The following is a 19896-nucleotide window of genomic DNA, read 5'->3' as shown; positions in this document are numbered from 1 at the left end:
TGTGTCCCAGTTTACAATAACCGTTTTTTATTTTTGAAAAAATCTTTCACTATGTAACAATAAAGAAATTCCAAAAATAATTCAAAAAATAAGAATTATTGTCATCCCTGTAGAATTCATTGTCATTAACCTTGATTAAAAATATAATTTTATTTTTTATTTGCTGTTCTTCTATTATTCTTCATCAATATCTCTAATTTAATTTAAATTACTTATGTATTAAATTACAAAACTAAAAAGCTTACTTTAATAAAATGATAAAAAATGAATACTATTATAGTATTCATAATTTTAAACATTATTTATTTGGCTTAGCGATTAAGAAATTAATGTTTTTACCAAGTGAAGATCATTTTTGCTCATATCCTGTTTGAACATTAGTTTCATTATATTTTGACGAATGTAAATCAGTTGTCATATCAATGATATTTCAATTATTTTCATTCAATGATTCTATTGAAAATTGAAATAACTTATCATTATCAGTTTTAAAGTATAAGCAACCTTTTTCAGATAATAATTGTTTATATTGGTCTAAAAATGTTTTGTATGTTAATCTTCTTTTTTCGTGAGCTTTTTTAGGTCACGGATCTGAAAAAGTTAATCAAATTGTGTCTATTTTACCTGTAAATAATTCAGTTAAATTACTTGCGTCTTTAGCGATAATGAAAAGATTTTTAAAATTAAGTTCATTAATCTTCTTAAGAATTTTATTAGCTACTGTTGGGTATTTTTCAAAAGCATAATATGTAATATTAGGATTTTGAAGAGCTAATTGAGCAATCATTTCACCTTTACCTGCTCCAATTTCTAAAACATCATTTTCTTTTAAATTAACTGGAAATTCTTTAATTAAAAAGTCAGAATTTGTTAAATTTGCTTCAGCATTTTTATCATATCTCAATCTCATGGTTTTATTATAATGTATAATTTAAAAATCACTATATGAATAGTTAAAAAGAATTTTTATAAGGAGCTAAAATGAGAATAATAGCAGGTAAATTACGTCACTTAATAATAGAACAACCAGATTCAAAATTCACTAGACCTACAGGAGATAAAGTCAGAGAAGCTGTCTTTTCATCAATTCAATTTGAAATTGAAGACACAACTTGTTTAGACTTGTTTTCAGGTTCAGGAGCTTGAGCTATTGAGGCTATCAGCAGAGGTGCAAAACACGTTGATGCAGTTGAAAAACAAAGACGAGTTTTTACTGTAACTAAAGGAAATGTTGCTAAAACTAAAACAGATAATCAAATAAGTTTATTTAATGAAGATGCTTTACATTTTTTAAGTAAGACAAGCAAAACTTATGATTTTATATTTATTGATGCTCCATTTGTTGAATATGAATTAGTCAACAATTCACTTTTAACAATTTCACAAAAAAGCTTACTAAATGAAAATGGTGAAATTATTTTAGAAACTGATAAACCTAATTTAATTGTCTTGCCTGACAATTTGCAAGTTTATAAAGAAAAACAATATGGAAAGGTTTATATCTTAAAAATATGCCTAAAATAAACAAATATGCCTTGCAACAAGAGTTAAAAGTTAAATGCAGTGAAATTAGTTACGAAGGTTATGGTGTTTATAGAGATGAAAATAACTTTCCTATTTTCATAAGTGATTTATTACCTAATGAAGAAGCAATTATCAAGATAACAAACTTATATAAAAATTATGCATTTGGATGCATTGTTAAACATTTAACTTTTTCTTATGATAGAAACTCTGAATTTAAATGAACTCCATCAGCACCATTAGTCACTTTAAAATATCCTGCTCAAATCAAATTTAAAAATAACTATTTCTATAATTTGCTTAAAAGAAACTTGCGAAACATAAATTTATATGAAGTTTATTCTCAATTTACTCAATCTTTAATTCAATTTGAATATAGAAATAAAGTTTCTTATAAATTAAGCGTTCAAAATAATCAGTTGACTATCAATGAAATTAATCAAAAATCTAATGAAATAACAGATGCTAATAATTTATTTTTAGTTAAACCAATCATAAAAGAAACAATCAGTAACATTTTAGATACAATTCAAACATTTCTGAAAAACACTAGCAAATTAAAAAACTTGAAAATGTTTGAAAAAATCACATTAAGAGCAAATTCAAAAAATCAAATTGATGTTTGTTTATCAATTCACTCTGATTATGATTTACCTAATAAATTAGTTAAATTACTTAATGAAATTACACAAGTTATTTCACTAAGCATCAACAAAAAGCATAGTGTACAAGTTTTATTTGAAAAAGAACAATTCAAAATGCAGTTGAATGATAAAGAGTTCATTTGTAGCATTCAATCTTTCTTTCAAGTAAATGATATTGTTGCATCGATGATGTTTACTAAGATAAAAGAGTATGTAAATAGCAAAAACAATATTAAAACTATTTTAGATGCATATTGTGGAGTTGGTACAATTGGTCAAATTGTTGCAAACAAAAATAATTATGTATATGGTTCTGACATTGTCTCAAGTGCAATTAAAAATGCAAATAATAACAAGTTTTTAAACTCTGTTAGTGGTGAATATAAAACAATATCTTCTGATATTTATTTTACTAATAATGTTTCTAATTTAGAGGACAGCATTTTAATTTTAGACCCACCACGTAGTGGAATAAGTAAAGAATTCATTGATTGAATAATTGAAAAACAAATCAAAAATATTGTTTATATGTCTTGTGATGTTAAGACATTAACAAGAGATTTACAATTAATTTTAGAATCTAATTATTATAAAATAACTTACATTCAAGGTTTTGATATGTTTCCTAATACACCACATATTGAGGCGCTTGTTTTCATCGAAAAAAAATAGTCTTGCGACTATTTTTATTTTTCTATTGCATATATTCCGGAAAATATCATTGAAATAAAAATATATGTTGAAGCAACAATTCCTGTATGAAATAAGTTTTTATGGCAAATCTTTTTATGTAACTGCTAAAAACTCTGAAACAAATAGTTCTCATAAAATTTCTTTGTTAATATAAATTCCACTGTAAACCTTAATATGTTAACTGATATCTGATTTAAGTTTATTCAAATTAAATTATTGTTTATTTACTTATTTTTTAATTGTTCAATTTGTTCTGGTTGTTTTGTTCAACTACTTTTGTTTGTGTTGTTGCAACTGTTTCTGTTGTTGTAACTAATTTAACAGCTTTAAATGCTTTTCTTACATAGAGAATCCCTGAAAGAATTGCAAATACTAAAGCTACGTAAATTGGGATGTTTAAAATGTATCTAACCATTTGTTGGTGTGATGCTATATTTAATGTTGCGTAATGCAACCCAACTGTAACAGATAATGTGATTGTAAGTCCGATAGCTAAAACAAAAGTTTTAATTTTTCCTCATTTACCTGCTGATACATCGTATCCTTTTGATGCTAAAAATACTCTAACACCATCAACAATAATATCTCTTAATAAGAAAAGCGCCATAGCTCAGAAAGGTAAAACATTAATTACAGCTAAATAAACAAGTGTTAAGTTAACCATTAGTTTATCTGCAATTGGATCTCAAACTTTTCCAAACACAGATACTAAATTACGTTTTCTTGCGATTGTTCCATCAAAGTAATCTGTGATCATAGCTCCAATGAAAATTGCAAGGATTAATAAATTAATAATTGTAAGTGTAATTTTGTATCCTAGACCGCTACCTGAATTTGATAAAGTTTCTAATGCAAAATATGATGCGCCAGTTTGGTAAGTTCCTAAGTAAATTAATAAAATGCTAATTGACATTAATAGAAGCATTGGAACAACTAAAATAATTCTAATTAATGTAAGTAAGTTTGGTAAACTGATTTTTTTCTTTTCTTTTACAACTTTTGCTTTTTTAATTTTCTTTTCCTTTGTTGAACTCATTTTTAAAAATCTCCTCTATTTTGCTGTGTAATTCAGCTTCTTCTTTATAAATTTGATTAATTGAGGCTTCATTGTATTTTTTAACTTCTGCAAAAGCTTTTTCTTGGTTTGTATTAAAGTATTCTAAAACGTTAGGGATTTTTTTAACTCATAAGTTTGAATTGCAATCTCTAAGTTGTTCTAAGTTTTTAATAAAAATTTCATGAGCAGGGTTTTTAAATAAGAATTCTCTAAATTCAGGTGATTTAAAGACTTTAACAAGAACATTTCTAGTGTTATTGTTAATTTCTGACATTGTGTATTCACCAATTGATGGTACAAATTCATCGTGTTTTACTTTGTTAAGTTTGATTAATTTGTTAACCATAACGTTAAGTTCATAAACATACGCGATTGCTTCTTGTGTAAATTCAAAGTGCGCTTGTCTTTGTTTTTTCTTTGCAATTTTGTCCTTAATGAACTGGTATAAGATGTATGATGCTAAAGCAAGTAAAACAACACCAAGGATAATTCAAATTGCTATATTTAATTTATTGTCAGGCATAACATCTCCTTTCTATTTTGTAGTTATTTTTAATTTTCATTTAGGTTCTTTTGCTACTACATATTCTTTGATTAAATCATCTAATTCTTCAGGTGTAAAAGTTCTTCCTTCTAACATCGATTGATGTAAGAAGTTTCCATATCCTCTGTAGTCAAATGAATTAGCAGGTTGATATAGTACGTATGAAATTTTTCCACCAGTTGACAGTGTTCTTGAAATTTCGATGTCTACATCTTTTAGTTCTTCTTTGATTAATTTTAAGTTTTCATTTGCTTCTTTTTTAGCATTCACATAGTTTTCTGCTAATAAAACGATTTTTTCAATATCGATTGTTTCGTGTTGCATAAATTCTCCTTAAATTCAATGAGCACTGTGTGCTATAAAAAGAACTAAAATGTTAAGACCAAAGAAAATCAATGTTGATAAAGCATCTGATAATGTAGCTAAAATTGGAGCAGACATAACAGCTGGGTCTTTTTTAAATTTAATAGCTACAAGAGGAATAATTGTTCCTAAGAATTTAGCAAAGATAACTACAAAAAATAGTGATAATGAGCTTGCTAAAATAACAAATGTAAGAACTCCTCAACTTGCTGTTTTACCATCGCTTTCTCTAAATGATGGAATTGCAAAGTAAATATAAAGTCTGACTACATTAACTACAAACATAATCGCACCAATAATAGCGCCAATGGATACTTCACGACCAACTACTTTTCACATATCTTTAGTTCCAATTTCACCTAAAGATGTTGCACGAGTAATTGTTGTGGAAGATTGAGAACCTGCGTTTCCAGCAGCCCCTGAAATAATCGGAATAAGCCCAACTAAGATAGCAGAAGAAATTGCAACATTAATTCCGTTAACAAACCCTTCTGAAACATCAGTGAATTTTTGAATAATAAATTGAGATAAAGTAGCTGAAATCATTAAGATAATTAATCACAAAACACGAGATTTAACAATTTGCATAATTCTTGTTTTAAGATAACTTTCTTCAGCAGCTTCAGGATTAATTCCGGCAAGCTTATACATATCCTCTGTTGCTGAATCTTGAATAACATCAATAACATCATCAGCTGTAATCATACCGATAAGATGTCCATCAGCTGTAGTTACTGGAAGCGTTGATCTATCGTGGTCAGCAAATATGTTAGCTGCATTTTCTTTTTTATCATTTGGGTGAACTGTTGCAACAACGTTGTAAAGTTCATCTAAAGTTTCTTTTTCATCATCTGCAAAGACTAATTCTTCAAGCGTGATGTCTCCAAGTAATTTCTTTTGGTCATCTACAACATAGAAGTTGTGTGTAAGTTCAATGTTGTTTCTATAATCTTTTTTGATTTTTGAAATAGCCTTTTTAACTGTTCAACCAGATTTAAGAATAGACATATCAACGCTCATAATACTTCCGATGCTATCGTCATCGTAAGATAAAATGTTATTTAATTTTTGTCTTTTTTCTGCATCTGTTTTAGACAAAATGTATTTTGTAATGTTAGCTGGTAATTCTTCGAGAACGTCGGCTAACTCGTCAGTTTGAAGTTCTTGTAAAACTTCCATACCTCAATCTTTAGTAAACGATTGAGCTAAATTAACTTTTGTATCATCATCTAAATAAGCAAAAACGTCAGCAGCATCTCCGGTTTTAAGCACCCTTAAAATATAAAGTTGCTCATTGATTGTTAATTCACCAAGTGCCTCAGCAAAGTCTGCAAGAGGATATTTTTCAAGCAACAATCTGACGTCTTTAATTTTTTTAGCAGCAATGAGAGTTCTTAAATTTTGTATTAACTCTAATTTTTGTTTTTCTGTGAAGTTCATATTACTCACTTAAGTACTTAATTAAATCTTCTTGGAAATGATCTAATCCAGTATCTATCATTGCCCCGTTTTTAATGATTTTAATTTGTCCATTTTCTTCTGAAACTACAATTGTAGTTGCATCTGATTGTTCAGAAATTCCCAAAGCAGCTCTATGTCTTGAGCCATAATTAGCTTCAAAACTTCTTTTTGTGATTTTGTAAAATGTAGCTGCATAGTAGATTTTGTTATCTCTAATAACCACAGCACCATCATGCAATGGAGATGTTTTATTAAAAATCGAAATAAGCAAACTACTTGAAATGTTTGCGTTAACAACAACACCATCAGTTCTTAAATTATCAATGTTGTCATTGTTTTCGATCGTAATAAGAGCACCAATTTTGTTTTTTGATAAGTAATCAACTGTTTCTCTTAATTGGTTAATTAAACGAATTTGACTACTTTTTCCTAATTTTTCATATTTTGATTTTCTGATTTTATTTCCAACAAATGTAGAAATAGTTGGTTTTAAGAAATAACCTAAAAGTCCTAGGGTTGCTATCAAAGTTAAGCAACCTATAACTAATGAAATGATTACAACAACATCCATTATGCACCTTTAACAAAATATGCGATTAGGATGATTAGCACCATTACAAGTAATGTAAAAACTATTCCAAGAATGTTAAAAGTTAAATCTTTTTTGTATCAAGGAAGAGCTTTTTGTGATTTTTTGCGTTCTAATACTTCATTTTCTGCTTGCGCTTTAACACGAGCGTTATTTATCTCATTTTTTCTAAATTCAACTAAGTCAATGAATTTTCTTTTTTCTTTAGTTTTCTTATCCATATTGACTCCTTTTTATATTTACTTTTTTAATTTATATAATTTTAAATTGTTTTTTTTAAAAATAAAATTTTTAAACTAGTTAAATAAGCATTGCAGAAAGTGGTTTTAGTTAATCGACAAATTAATTTTTCATTTTGATATCAGCAAAATTAGTTAATTTTAAATTATGCAATTGCGAAAATTGCATAAAAAAACAGTTCTTTAGAACTGTGAAAAATTAGCATAATTTTGTGATTAAAATATTCTTCAAAGACATCGATTATTTTAATTAAATCATACCTTTGTTTTTGAATCATCTACTTCGTTTTCATTTGGAATATTAAAGTAGTTTAATAATTCTATAGAAGGATTTTCTTTTGATGTATCTGCAGCATCTTCTTCAACTTTAAGAATTTCTGTATCTTGAGTTTGTGACTTGATTTCTTGTTCAATAATACCTTGGATATCTTCAACAATAATTGTGTCTTGTTTGATGTTTTCTAGTTCATTGATTTGTTCTATAACTTCAACTTTTTCTTCTTGTACATAGACGTTTTTGTAAACTTGCTCATATTCGCCTGAACCAATTACAGTGATTTTGAAAAATCCTGCATTGTGTGGCGTATTGATAATTTCTTGACCTATTTTGATAGCTTCTGATTCATTAGCTTCATTGATGTTTAGTTTTTTGTAAACACCCATAATTGCTTCTTGAATTTGAGTTGATGTCGTATTCTGGTCATATTGCAAGTTAATTAATAATCTTGAAGGTGAAAATAATGGATAATCATAATAGTTTGGTTCAAAAAGCTTGTTAAGTGCTTTTGAAACTTTTGATTCCCCCGAACCTTGTGTAACATTAATGATTGATTTACCTGAATTTTTCAATGCATTTTTAAAATCAGCAAAGTCGACGTTAATAAATCCTACTTTGTTTAAAATGTCATTAATTGCAACTACAATATTTTTTAAACTTACGTTAGCTAATCTGTATAAGTCTGCGCACGGAACTGATGGGTTCAATTCTGAAATTTTTTGGTTTGATAAAACTAAATATGCGTCTGTATTTTGTTTAAGATTTTCAATACCATTTGTAGCTATTTTATTTCTTGCTTTACCTTCATATGTGAATGGTGTAGAAATGATACCTAATACTAATGCACCTTGCTCCTTAGCAATTTGAGCAATTAATGGTGTTGCTCCAGTACCTGTTCCACCACCAAATCCGGCAGTTACTATTACAATTTTTGAACCACTTAATTTTTCTTTAATATCTTCAATACTTTCTTTAGCAAGTTCTAATCCAAGTTCTGGATTTGAACCAGCACCAAAACCATTGTTACTTTTTCCAAGAGTTAATTTATTTTCACATTTACTATATTCTAATGCTTGAGAATCTGTGTTTGCAGCTATGTAATTGATGTTTGGCAAATTTTCATCAATCATCATATTTACTGCATTATTTCCTGCGCCACCAACACCAATGATGGTGATTTTAAAGTTCTCTCATTTTTTATATGGACTATTTTGGGTTAATTGATCCATTTTTTAACTCCTTATTTGTGGTTAAAAAGGTTTGTAAAAATTTTTGCAAAGATATTTATTTTTGATCTTGAATAATCTATTCTACTAATAATAGTGTGGTTTTGATCTTTTTCAATAAGCATATTGTTACTTTGTAAAATAGCTTGCTGAATTAATTTGTTTTCTAAAGCAAATAAAGTAAAAGCATTGTCAGCTAATAAATTTTGAACACGTAGCTGATTGAAATTGTTGTTAAATGATTCTTTTAAATCATTTGCGATAAATTCATTTTCTGAATTTACAATTAAATTTTTTAAGTTTGACAAATCTAAATGTTTTCTATTTAGATTGTAAAAATCTAAAACTAAGTTTGATAAGTGTTTTTTAAATTCATTGTATTTTGCTACAACAAATTTGTAAACTTCAGCATCTTCATCAAAACCATTTGAAAATTCATCTAATCTTATGTGGTAATCAATCATATTGGCAACTAGTTGATTATTTACCTTAAGATGATTTGCTAATTTATTAACTAAGTAATTTAATGAAATATTGTCATATTTTTTGTAGTTGAAAATTTTTCCATTTTTAACTACAAAAAGTGATAAATAATTTTTGTTTAAGTCTACAGCAATACTTTGAACAGCTGTATCTGTAATTTTACTTGCAACTAATTGTGATTTAAGATAGAAAGTAACTTTTAAGTTTGTTTTTGAATAAGGTTTAGTGAACATTTCTTTTAACATTTCTAAGTTTGTTCTATCTAAACTTGTGTCAAATAATGAAAATACTTGATTAATTTTTGTGTGCTCTCTATCTGTAGGTACATTTGCATATTCTTTGCTAATATCACCTTTAACTGTTGTTCAGTTAATTGTTGGTGAAGAGATGAAATTCTCTAAGTTTGAGAATTTAATGTGTTTTTGCATTAAGTTTTCAAGTGATTTTTCAACCTCTGAAGAGTTAATTAGATTATTGTTATTATCTAATTGGTTGATAAATCTTGAAAATGATAAGTTTGCAAATAAATTGTCATCAAAAATTACATTTAGCTCTAGCTCACTATCATTTACAACTGTTTTTGTTGCTACAGCAGCTTGCCGGTATCACGCATCAAAAGTTATAATGTCAAATGAGTTATATTCTGAAGTACGACTTAAAACATTGAAGTAATTATTATTTTGATATTTAACAAGTACAAATTCTGCATTTGTATCTGTTATATGATAGTTTGCTATGTACTTGTTCATAATTACTCCTTTATTTTAATTTTTTAATAATTCTTAGTTTTGCACTTCTTGATCTATTGTTTTCTTCAATTTCTTGTTTAGAAGCTTTGATTGATTTAGTTATAAATTCTTTTTGTTCTTGAATTGGCATTTTTGATGGTATTTTAGATTTGGTAACTTCTGCAAATGCATTTTTTACCATTTTATCTTCGATAGAATGGAATGTAATAATGCTTAAAGTTCCTTTTGTATCTAACATATCAAGTGCATTTTCAAGTAATTGTTTTAATGAATCAAGTTCATTGTTAACTTCAATTCTGATTGCTTGAAAAATTGCTTTAGCTGGATTTTTTTCTCTAAGCAATGCAGCTGGATATGCACTTTTTATGACATTAACTAACTCTAATGTAGTATTAATTGGACGATTATTACAAATGGCCTTCGCAACTTTTTTATTAAGTTTTACATCAGCGTATTTTCATAATATATCAGCCAATTTATCTTCATTGTAGTAGTTAACTACATAATAAGCATCAAGTTCTTGCGCTTGATTCATGCGCATATCAAGTTTTGCGTCCTTGTTATATGAGAATCCACGTTCTGCTTGATCGATTTGTGGCGATGAAATTCCTAAGTCAGCAATAATCCCATCGACTTTAAAGACATTTTGTTCGTGTAATTTTAAAACAAAATCTTTAAAGTCACTTTTAATAAGTGAAAAATTATTACTTATTTTTTCAAGTCTTCGTTTTGATTCTTCTAAAGCATAATCATCTTTATCAAAAGCATATAAGTGACCTGTTGTAAGTTTTTTTAATATCTCCGATGAGTGACCACCCATTCCTACAGTTAAATCAACATAAATTCCATCTGGTTTTATATCCAGTGAATCTACTGTTTCATTTAATAGAACTGAATAATGTAATTTACTTTGTTCCATGACCTGAAAGAGTTTGAGCAATATTTGCTATATCATCAAGAGAGTATTGATTGTTGAATTCATCGTATTTTTCTTTTGATCATAGTTCAGCAATTGAGCCTACACCAATGAAAATAACTTCTTTTTTGATAGATAGTTTGTCAATGATAATTTTTGGTAATGAGATACGGTTTTGATTATCAAGGTCGATTTCGTATGTGTTTCCTAAAATGTATCTTGCAAGAATACGTGCATTTCTATCAAAACGATTATTTTCTTCAATCATTCTGATGTAAGCTTTGTATTCTTCGATTGATCTAATTTCAGCATTACCATCAAAACCGATGGTAACAAAAACTTTCGAACCGAGTTCATCTCTGAAGACCGGTGGAATGACCACACGGTTTTTATCATCTATGTTTCTTGAGTATTCGCCGTACATATTTACCACTTCCTCCCACTATCCACCATAATTCTACACCAAATTACACAAGCATTCAAAAAATATTTATTTTTTTAGCAAAATTTTTTAGATTTTTCATAAATGTGAAAAATTCAAAAAAATCAGACTTATTCAAAATCTGATTTTTTTGAATTTTTGATAGTTTTTATGCAAAAAATACACTTTTTTCATTTTTTATTAATTTAATAAATTAAATTAATTGAGATAAAAAATTAATGAAAATTACTCAAAATTTGCAAATATTTAAACAATTAGTGGAAGGAATTTTAAGAAAAAAATATTCAGCTTAATAATAAGTTGTGATTTTTATGAAAAAATTGAAAAAAATTCTGATAATTTGCTCGATTTTTCTCAGTGAATTTAACTTGCTTTAAATGAATCATAAATAACTATTTAAAAAAAGTTTAAAAAGAAAGTTTAAGCTGGTATTTTTTATAAAAATTTTTAATAAAAAACCTGCGCAATAAAATTGTGCAGGACTTTGAATTATTATTAATTTGTTGGAGCAATCATTTCATTTGAAGATGAGTTAGCAGCTTGTTGTTTTTTACGTTCATCTTCTTTTCTTTTTGCAACTAATTTATTGATTTTATTATCTAAGTAATTATCTATTTGATGAACATATTCATTAGTTTGAAAATCGATTCTACCATCATAGTATGGAGTTAAATCAATTTCTTTAAGTGAAACTTTAGATAATTGAACGCTCATTTCTCTATATGTATCTAAAGGTTTTTTGATGATGTTATCCTTGATTATATTTGTATGTTCACCGTCTAACAACTCATTGAATTCATATGTCTTGTAGAATGAAGAATAAATTTTTCTAACAATATCATTAATTGAATAATTTACAACTGCAATAATATTTAAGTTGTAATTCAGAATGAATTTAATCTTTTCAATCATAGGCGCATATTTAGCTTCTTTTTCATTACTAATTAATGAAGCTGAATATAAATTAGCTTGACTTAATAACATATTGTTATATTCATTAAATTTTTCTTGTTCAACTTTCTTTTGTAAGTCTTTAAGAATTTTGTGTGAATATTCCTTTTGCTTAATTTCTTCATTAATTCGATCAAATTGAGCTTTGTTTTCAGGATTATTAGCAAAAACTGCATCAATGTTCTCTTGATTATTTAAAAATTTAGAAACAACATAAAGGTTATTTGCGATGTTATTAGTTAATTCTGTTGCTTTTGAACCTTCAATATTTGTATTTACATATTCACTTATTAAATCACCAACTTCAGTAACATAGTTTCATTTTCTTGGATTTATACCGTAAATATATAAATAAAATCCTAGAACAGCAAATTCATCGGATCTTGCTAAAGTTGGTGCTTTTCTAAAAAGATCTGCTTGTGCGTTAACTTGATTAATTTTGGCTTTAATAGTAGCTGTTCATTTTTCATATTCAATAGCAGCAAATGTTTCGCCTTCATCTCTTTTTTTAGCTAATCTTTCTTTAACAGCTTTATATGAATCATTTGCATTTTGTGCAGCTTTTAATAAGTAGAATAACTGAGTTTCATTTTCATTATTTACTTTATTTTCAAGGTATTTTGTAAGTTCATTAAATCTAGAAATTTGATATTCAAAGTCATCTACTGAACCACAAGAAACTGATGCAACAATAGGAAAAGCAACAACTGGAGTTGCTAATAATGATAAAAATAATTTATTTCTCTTTTTTAACATAATTTTAAATTGTATATTATTTGAAATTTAATTTAAATAAATTAAAGTTTTGATTACTAATATTAAAAATATGATTTAAGTAAAATAAATTAGATAGATAAAATTAAAAAAGGAATAAAATATAAGCATATTTTATTATTACAGATATTTATATAAGGAGATTAAATATGGCTAAATTTAAACGTGTTTTTATGATTGTTACAGATGGTTTAGGAATTGGACCAGATAAAGATCAAAAACGTTTTGGAGATGATGGTGCAAACTCAATTAGATCTGCATCAATGGTTGATGAATTCAAAATTGACACTTGAAGAAAATTAGGTATTGGAAACATTACAGACTTAAATGGCGACTACAGACAAAAAAACCAAATCGGTTATGTTGCTAAAATCCAAGAAGTTTCAAATGCTAAAGATACATTAGCAGGGCACTGAGAAATGATGGGAATTAAAACATTAGTTCCATTTCCTACATTTGCAGAAAATGGATTCCCACAAGAATTAATCGACGAATTATCAAAAGCATTTGATGGACGTCCAATTGTCGGAAACAAAGCTGCATCAGGAACAGATATTATTAATGAATTAGCACATGAAGAAAAAGAACGTGGAGCAATCATTGTTTATACATCAAATGACTCTGTTCTTCAAATTTGTGCTCATGAAGAATGAACAGGTTTAGAAAACTTATACAAATACGCAAAAGCTGCACGTGAAATTTGTTCATCACGTCCAGAATGAAATGTAGGTAGAATTATTGCTCGTCCATACATTGGAGAAGAGGGTAACTACACAAGAACATTCAACAGACATGACTACGCAAACCAACCACGTGAAATGATTTTAAATGAATTACAAAAAGCAGGTGTTGAAGTTATTTCTATCGGTAAAATTAACGACATTTTCGTTGGACAAGGTATCTCAAGACACATTCCATCTGGTTCAGATGAAAAAGGAATGGATGCTACAATTGAATTAGCTATGCAAGATGGAGAAAATCAATTTATCTTCACAAACTTAGTTCAATTTGACTCACACTTTGGACACAGAAGAAATGTTCGTGGATACGCACAAAACATTGCTGACTTAGACGTTAAATTAGGAAAATTAATCAAAGTTCTTAAAGAAGATGATTTATTAATCATGACAAGTGACCACGGAAACGACCCTCTTTACCCTGGATTCAACCACACAAGAGAATACTTACCGCTTACAGTTTACTCTAAATCATTCAAATCACCAAAAGTGTTACCAGTTCTTGAAGGATTAGGAACAACAGGAAACATTGTTGCTAGAAACTTTGGTGTTGATATTGTTACTGAAACAGGTGAAGATATTTTCGACAAATTGGTATAGTATTTATTCAACTCATCAAGCTTATGCTTGATGTTTTTTTATTTCAAAATTTATCTAAATTACAAATAAATGTGTAAATTTTTCACACTAAATTGCAGTTTTTTATGTTTTTCTTTCCATTTTTTTTTTTTTTTTAGAATAAGAGTTAGAAAGGGTGAAATTATTTAGTTCATAAGACCAAAAAATACGCAAGAATATAACATTCCATTCTCCACAACTCAATTATTCATTTTGTTTAGATTTAAAAAAACTGATTTTCATTAATTAATTAATCTATCAATTATTAATTATTAAAGTTAATCTCAACTAATTGAATATAAATATTTTTCTAAGTTTCACAAGTAATCAATTGAGCAAAATAATTTCATTCTTTCTAAATGTTAATATTTAAATTTAAAAAATACACAAAAGGATTAAAAATAAATATGCAAAAGAAATTTTTATCAGTACCTATATTAGTATTATCAATTTTATTTCAAATTTTAATCTTTATTCAAATCGTATTATCTGCAGCAGCACTACTTGGTGGAGTTGCAGCAAGTGGTGCTGGTGCTAATGAAGTAGCTAATGCCGGACTTGTCGGTGCCACTATAGGTACGGTTCTTATTTCACTTTTAATAAGTGGAATTGGTTTAGCTTTATATATTATGCAAATCATTGCTACTGTTAGAATTCATAGTGAAAATAAAACAATTATGGTTTTATATATCGTTGGATTTTTCGTCCCAATTTTTACTTTAATTGCAGCAAGTATGGCTATTCACAAAAAATTATACTAATATTGAATTTATAAAATCAAATAAAAAAATAGAGAATAATACAAAAGTTCTCTATTTTTTTAATGTAACTTTTTTCAAAGTTAGAAAATCCACAATTAAAAACTAAGGAATTGATTCGAATTGGTGTAATTTAATAGCAAAAAATGTAAATTTTTTACATTTTTTGCTATTAAATTAAAATTTTTTAACTTTTTCTTTGCGTTTTTTTTTTTTTTTTTAGAATAAGTAATGGAGGAATAAAACTATTAAAAAAATAATATCCTAATATCCATCATAATACCAAGATTTTTCCATTTTATTACTTACAGTAAATTACCATTTATCTTTGTTAATATTTCATTGATTCATTTTTATAATGATAGTGATATCTAACAATAACAGTAATTAAAAAATAATAACTTCATTATAAATTGAATAATGTAATGTTTCGAAAAGTTACTTCTAACATACAATAATCAGTGATTTCTTTCACTTGTGTATGATTATTAAATTCTATATTTATTATAATTTAAAGATAGAAGCATATGATTTAGTTCAATGTTTTAAGTAGTTCAATAATAAAAAATTAGTTTTACTCCTTCCAAATCTAAAAGTTTTGATTTAAGCAAACTTTATAAAAAGGATTACTTCAATATGCAAAAGAAATTTTTATCAGTTCCAATATTAGTTTTATCAATTTTAACAATGGTGTTTGCTTCAATATATTCTATAGTGGCTTTTTTAGCTCCCATAATGTTAAGCAAAGTTACTACAGATAGTGACACGATAGCAATCTTTAGCATAGTTGCTTCCGTCATAAGTGTTATGCCTGCTCTTGGAATAGGGTTTGCTCTATTTATTACATGCATTGTGGGTGCAGTTAGAATCTCTCAATGCAATAAAGCTACGATGATCTTATATATTATCGGTGTATGTTTACCGCCACTCTTAATACTTCTTTCTTTCATCGGTTCAATTATAGCCATTGCTAAAAAACAATATTAGTATAAAAATTTATAAACTTAATATCAAAAATTGAGAACAATAAAATGTTCTCTATTTTTGTTTCATTTTTTTCTATAAATCAACTGATTATCACTAATGAATTAGGGTGCTACGAATTTTTCTATGTTTTATATATGAATTTTTAACGATTTTATAAATAACAAAAATACTTATGACATAACCTTACAGGTTAAAAAAGAGATTTATTATGAAAAAATTTTTATTAACTTTAGTTGCGCCAATGGGAGTAGTTACTGCCCTTAACACAATTGCTTGCAATAATACACAACCAATTAAAGATACTAATAATACACCAGACAATCCAAATGATAACAGTAATAAAGGATAAGTTATTAAAAACAAATTAACAAGTATTGATTGATTAAACTTTGAGAAGTTTACAAAATTAAGATACAAAAGCTTTGTGTTGAATAATAAAACATTTGATGGTAATGCTATCCCAGAACTTATCCAAAGAGTAATACATAGATTATCATTTTATAAAGATAAAACACCAGGGCAAACACAAGAAGCATTAGATAAACTCAATCCAGTTTTTAATCATATTAACAAAGTTATTAATACATTTGTATATTGACTTGAAGAACAAAACATTGACAATTAGACCCTGAGTATGTAAGTGCTTAATTATATGATTTATACTCATATTTATTTAAAAATGAATGTAGATTTCACAAAACGTTTGCTTCAGTTGTAGACTATGTTGCTAAGCTTGAATTTACTGATATAGACAAAAAAACAGTATATAAATTCAAAGATGATGCTGCTATCACTATGATAATTGATGATTTAATTAACAAAGCCCAAATTTTTGCATCAAAATAAAAACACCACATATAAATTTGTGATGTTTTAGATACTGTTAACGTCTAATTCAATCTACTTTGTCAGTTGTTTTAGTTGCAAATTTAATTCTCAATACTTTCACTCATAAATAACCGATTGATGGAGTTAAAACAAATCCTACTCCAAAAATAACAAAGTTTAACAGACACACAATCGCTACATTTCCACCTTTATAAAATAAAGGTTCACGGAAGTTTAAGAAACCATATATAGTCATATCAAGTTCTTTTGTCAATCTATTTCCGTTCTTAAGCTCAACATCTTTAAATTGATCATAAATTGGTGTTGACATGAAGAATGTGATTAAAGCAAAGAAGTAGTAACCTAACATTGTTATAACACTTAAATAAACGGTTTTCTTTGAAATTTGAATTTCTTTACGATTTATGATTAAAATCACAAATCCTAAAATTGGTGATGCTGCGTGAATTATGAATGTGTTGAAAAAGTTAAGTGGTTTAAATTCTTTTAATTCAGGCGCAAAAATTAATGTTCAATATATTAAGAATGTAATTGAAATGTAAATAATTGACAAGAAGAAAGTTTGTTGTGCTTTATAATTTTTCATTTTTAATGCAAATATAACTGAAGATATTGCTAAAAATGTATTACTAAGTCACGTAAATGTTAAATTAACTCTCCAAAATGATTGAAGCATTTTGTAACCGTGAATACTTGATCCATTTAGGATTTCAGATTTAGTTTCATCTGATAAAGTTGTTAATTCTTGTGAAATTCTTATTGAAGTTAAATGTCAGTTTATTAGCGTTGCTAATATGACAACAAATACAATACCAATTGCTAAAAAGAATGATATTTTTTGTCTTGTTGTTAGAGAAGAAAAATTCTCTTTTGTTGTTTTAATTATTTTCATAGTTTTATTATATAAAAATAAGAAAGACAACTAGATAGATTTATTTTGTCTTTCTTATAATCTTAATTTGATAAATAAAATTAAATTTTTATTATTTGAATTAACAAAAATAATGTAAAATAGTTTTAGCGTGGTCGCGTAGCTCAGCTGGATAGAGCACGAGCCTTCTAAGCTTGTGGTCGGAGGTTCGAATCCTCTCGTGATCGCCATTTTTTTTATACCTTTTTGACCTTTATAAATAATTGAGGATATAAAAATTAAAAATATATATAATGTATTCATTATATATGAGACAAATTAATGAAAGGAGTAAGTTATGTATAAGATGTTTAAAATTTTGCCATTTAACATTAAAATGAGATTCCTTATTGGTATCATTATTGTTATTTTAAATGTTGCTTGCACAATGATTTTACCAATCGTGCTCAGTCAATTCTTACCTTTACTTACAAAAGGTGACCAAAAAATATACACAATTACAATCTTTAAAAACTTGCAATTGTATGAATCTGCAAGCTGAACTAAAGCGTTTGTATTCTTATTGATTTCAATCTTAGTATTGCTTGCACTTACAGGAATAACTGCTATAGCTTCAGTTATGATAATCATTGGAGCTGGTGAAAGAGCTTCAAACTTTTATAGAAATGCTTTATTTGCTAAATATCAAAAACTTAGTCTTAAAGATATTTCTAATTTAACAACCGAAAGTTTAATAACAAGAATTAATGATGATGTTGCTGTCTTTTGAGATTTCTTAGTTGGTGCATCGACATCTCTTGTTAAAGCTCCATTATTTATCATTGTTGGATTAGTATTTGCTTTTGCAACAGATTTAGAATTTACTTACTCAATTTTAGCTGTTATACCTTTACTTCTTTTTGTTATGGTGTTTATCTTCATTAAGGTAAATCCTAAACTTAAACAAAACAGAAAAAATCTCGATGCAATTACTAAAGAAGTTGATGAAACTGTAAATGGTGCTAGATTTATAAAAGCAAACAATTTACAAGAACAACAAAAAAGAAAATTCAATCATGCCAACAATCAATGAGTAAAAACTGAAAAAAATATTTTTAAATTTTTCGCAATTGGAACACCTGCATTTTTTGGAATTGTTAACTTTATTGTTGTCTTAATTTATGCAATAGGAAAAGTTAAATTAGATCAAAACCCAAAAATTGATGGTGAATTTATTGCAAAAATTAATGTGTTCATTGAATATGAATTTGTTATAGCTGGTGGAATTATTTTATTCTCACAATTCTTAGGTTCTATGTTCAGAGCAAAAATCAGTTCAGGAAGAATAGTTCAAGTTTTAGATGCTAAATATGATGATTTATTTGTTCAAAATGGAAAAATAATTTCACAAACTAATGATATATCTGATTATTCAGTTGAATTTAGAAATGTTAACTTCAAATACTTTGATACAGCTGAAGATTATGCAATTAAAAACATTAACTTCAAAATTCCAGGTGGTAAAACTTTAGGAATTATCGGACCAACGGGGTCAGGTAAAAGTACAATTGTTAACTTACTTGTTAACAATATGAAATACACACAAGAAAATGGTAACATCTTAATTAATGGTATTGAAGTAAGAGATATCGATACACATAATTTACACAAAAACGTAGCTATTGTTTATCAAGATGCGCTTTTATATTCAGGAACAATTAAGTCAAATGTTCTATTTGCTAAGCCTGATGCAACTAATGAAGAACTTCAAAAAGCTCTTGTAGCATCTTGTGCAAGAAACTTTATTCAAACATTTGAAGATAGAGAAAATCACAAAGTAGAACAAAAAGGTAAAAACTTAAGTGGTGGTCAAAAACAAAGAATTTCAATTGCAAGAAGTTTAATTATTGACCCTAAAATTTTAATTTTAGATGACTCAACTTCTGCTCTTGATAACTTAACTACAAAACAACTTATTAAAAATATTAAAGAAAATTACTCTTGTACAACAATTATTATTTCTCAGAAAATTAACTCAATCAAACACGCTGATAATATTTTAGTTCTTGAAGATGGAAAAATTCTTGACCAAGGAACTCACGAGGAATTACTGAAATCTTGTCAATGATATAAAGATGTAGCAACTAACCAATTAGATCAATAGA

Annotated in this window: 21 protein-coding genes and 1 tRNA gene; 8 read left to right on the top strand and 14 right to left on the bottom strand. The window is 27.1% G+C overall.

Annotated features, from left to right (window positions below; all coding sequences use genetic code 4):
- Positions 1 to 298: 298 nt before the first annotated feature.
- Entirely contained in the window at positions 299 to 910 is a 612-nt protein-coding gene (gene trmB / locus U5U50_RS01425; RefSeq protein ID WP_324673238.1) for a tRNA (guanosine(46)-N7)-methyltransferase TrmB, read from the bottom strand.
- Between the two features lie 71 nt (positions 911 to 981).
- On the opposite strand from trmB, the gene rsmD reads away from it, so the two are divergent.
- Both rsmD and rlmD read left to right on the top strand, forming a co-directional pair.
- Positions 982 to 1524: a 16S rRNA (guanine(966)-N(2))-methyltransferase RsmD gene (gene rsmD, locus U5U50_RS01420; protein ID WP_324673236.1), complete on the top strand. Its 543-nt coding sequence runs from the start codon at positions 982 to 984 to the stop codon at positions 1522 to 1524.
- Positions 1512 to 2840 carry a 23S rRNA (uracil(1939)-C(5))-methyltransferase RlmD gene (gene rlmD / locus U5U50_RS01415; RefSeq protein WP_324673234.1) on the top strand — a complete coding sequence of 443 codons (1329 nt, stop codon included), beginning with the start codon at positions 1512 to 1514 and terminating at the stop codon, positions 2838 to 2840. The genes rsmD and rlmD overlap by 13 nt, the downstream gene beginning before the upstream one ends.
- Before the next feature lie 256 nt (positions 2841 to 3096).
- On the opposite strand, the gene pgsA is transcribed toward rlmD, so the two are convergent.
- The 11 genes from pgsA to U5U50_RS01360 form a co-directional block, all read right to left on the bottom strand.
- Complete coding sequence (gene pgsA / locus U5U50_RS01410; RefSeq protein ID WP_324673232.1) at positions 3097 to 3897, bottom strand: CDP-diacylglycerol--glycerol-3-phosphate 3-phosphatidyltransferase; 801 nt, start codon at positions 3895 to 3897, stop codon at positions 3097 to 3099.
- Positions 3869 to 4441, bottom strand: coding sequence for an MHJ_0274 family protein (locus tag U5U50_RS01405; RefSeq protein ID WP_324673230.1), 573 nt, complete (start codon positions 4439 to 4441; stop codon positions 3869 to 3871). The genes pgsA and U5U50_RS01405 overlap by 29 nt, the downstream gene beginning before the upstream one ends.
- Positions 4442 to 4453: 12 nt before the next feature.
- Positions 4454 to 4786, bottom strand: a complete 333-nt coding sequence (locus U5U50_RS01400; protein WP_323176433.1) for a hypothetical protein — start codon at positions 4784 to 4786, stop codon at positions 4454 to 4456.
- A gap of 9 nt (positions 4787 to 4795) precedes the next feature.
- On the bottom strand, positions 4796 to 6265 hold the full coding sequence (mgtE, locus tag U5U50_RS01395) for a magnesium transporter (RefSeq protein ID WP_324673226.1): 1470 nt from the start codon (positions 6263 to 6265) through the stop codon (positions 4796 to 4798).
- A 1-nt stretch (position 6266) separates the two neighbouring features.
- Positions 6267 to 6857: a DNA integrity scanning protein DisA nucleotide-binding domain protein gene (locus tag U5U50_RS01390; RefSeq protein WP_324673224.1), complete on the bottom strand. Its 591-nt coding sequence runs from the start codon at positions 6855 to 6857 to the stop codon at positions 6267 to 6269.
- Entirely contained in the window at positions 6857 to 7096 is a 240-nt protein-coding gene (locus U5U50_RS01385) for a hypothetical protein (protein WP_324673222.1), read from the bottom strand. Before U5U50_RS01385 ends, U5U50_RS01390 begins: the two co-directional genes overlap by 1 nt.
- Positions 7097 to 7360: 264 nt before the next feature.
- Complete coding sequence (locus tag U5U50_RS01380) at positions 7361 to 8620, bottom strand: cell division protein FtsZ (RefSeq protein WP_324673220.1); 1260 nt, start codon at positions 8618 to 8620, stop codon at positions 7361 to 7363.
- A gap of 11 nt (positions 8621 to 8631) precedes the next feature.
- On the bottom strand, positions 8632 to 9849 hold the full coding sequence (locus U5U50_RS01375) for an MAG3720 family protein (RefSeq protein ID WP_324673218.1): 1218 nt from the start codon (positions 9847 to 9849) through the stop codon (positions 8632 to 8634).
- Positions 9850 to 9859: 10 nt separating this feature from the next.
- Positions 9860 to 10768 (bottom strand): 16S rRNA (cytosine(1402)-N(4))-methyltransferase RsmH, encoded by a 909-nt coding sequence (gene rsmH, locus U5U50_RS01370; protein ID WP_324673216.1) that lies wholly within the window; start codon positions 10766 to 10768, stop codon positions 9860 to 9862.
- Positions 10755 to 11189 (bottom strand): division/cell wall cluster transcriptional repressor MraZ, encoded by a 435-nt coding sequence (locus tag U5U50_RS01365; protein ID WP_257089633.1) that lies wholly within the window; start codon positions 11187 to 11189, stop codon positions 10755 to 10757. Before U5U50_RS01365 ends, rsmH begins: the two co-directional genes overlap by 14 nt.
- Positions 11190 to 11702: 513 nt before the next feature.
- Positions 11703 to 12914 carry a hypothetical protein gene (locus tag U5U50_RS01360; protein ID WP_324673213.1) on the bottom strand — a complete coding sequence of 404 codons (1212 nt, stop codon included), beginning with the start codon at positions 12912 to 12914 and terminating at the stop codon, positions 11703 to 11705.
- A gap of 167 nt (positions 12915 to 13081) precedes the next feature.
- Between U5U50_RS01360 and U5U50_RS01355 the strand changes: the two genes are divergently transcribed.
- Together U5U50_RS01355 and U5U50_RS01350 are read left to right on the top strand one after the other, a co-directional pair.
- Positions 13082 to 14269: a phosphopentomutase gene (locus U5U50_RS01355; protein ID WP_324673211.1), complete on the top strand. Its 1188-nt coding sequence runs from the start codon at positions 13082 to 13084 to the stop codon at positions 14267 to 14269.
- 425 nt (positions 14270 to 14694) lie between these two features.
- Positions 14695 to 15048: a hypothetical protein gene (locus U5U50_RS01350; protein WP_324673208.1), complete on the top strand. Its 354-nt coding sequence runs from the start codon at positions 14695 to 14697 to the stop codon at positions 15046 to 15048.
- A 623-nt stretch (positions 15049 to 15671) separates the two neighbouring features.
- Here U5U50_RS01350 and U5U50_RS01345 read toward each other — a convergent pair.
- Entirely contained in the window at positions 15672 to 16013 is a 342-nt protein-coding gene (locus U5U50_RS01345; protein ID WP_324673206.1) for a hypothetical protein, read from the bottom strand.
- A 227-nt stretch (positions 16014 to 16240) separates the two neighbouring features.
- Between U5U50_RS01345 and U5U50_RS01340 the strand changes: the two genes are divergently transcribed.
- Together U5U50_RS01340 and U5U50_RS01335 are read left to right on the top strand one after the other, a co-directional pair.
- Positions 16241 to 16381, top strand: a complete 141-nt coding sequence (locus tag U5U50_RS01340) for a hypothetical protein (RefSeq protein ID WP_324673204.1) — start codon at positions 16241 to 16243, stop codon at positions 16379 to 16381.
- A 78-nt stretch (positions 16382 to 16459) separates the two neighbouring features.
- Positions 16460 to 16657, top strand: coding sequence for a hypothetical protein (locus tag U5U50_RS01335; RefSeq protein WP_324673201.1), 198 nt, complete (start codon positions 16460 to 16462; stop codon positions 16655 to 16657).
- Between the two features lie 258 nt (positions 16658 to 16915).
- On the opposite strand, the gene U5U50_RS01330 is transcribed toward U5U50_RS01335, so the two are convergent.
- Positions 16916 to 17773 carry an MAGa3780 family membrane protein gene (locus tag U5U50_RS01330; RefSeq protein WP_324673199.1) on the bottom strand — a complete coding sequence of 286 codons (858 nt, stop codon included), beginning with the start codon at positions 17771 to 17773 and terminating at the stop codon, positions 16916 to 16918.
- Positions 17774 to 17905: 132 nt separating this feature from the next.
- Here U5U50_RS01330 and U5U50_RS01325 point away from each other — a divergent pair.
- Both U5U50_RS01325 and U5U50_RS01320 read left to right on the top strand, forming a co-directional pair.
- Positions 17906 to 17982: transfer RNA gene (locus tag U5U50_RS01325), tRNA-Arg, on the top strand.
- 107 nt (positions 17983 to 18089) lie between these two features.
- Complete coding sequence (locus U5U50_RS01320) at positions 18090 to 19895, top strand: ABC transporter ATP-binding protein (RefSeq protein WP_324673196.1); 1806 nt, start codon at positions 18090 to 18092, stop codon at positions 19893 to 19895.
- The last annotated feature ends 1 nt before the right edge of the window (position 19896 follow it).

Origin of the sequence: Mycoplasma sp. 888, assembly GCF_035609225.1 — a bacterium.
Classification (GTDB): domain Bacteria; phylum Bacillota_I; class Bacilli_A; order Mycoplasmatales; family Metamycoplasmataceae; genus Mycoplasmopsis.
This window is presented reverse-complemented; position numbering and strand designations above follow the sequence as displayed.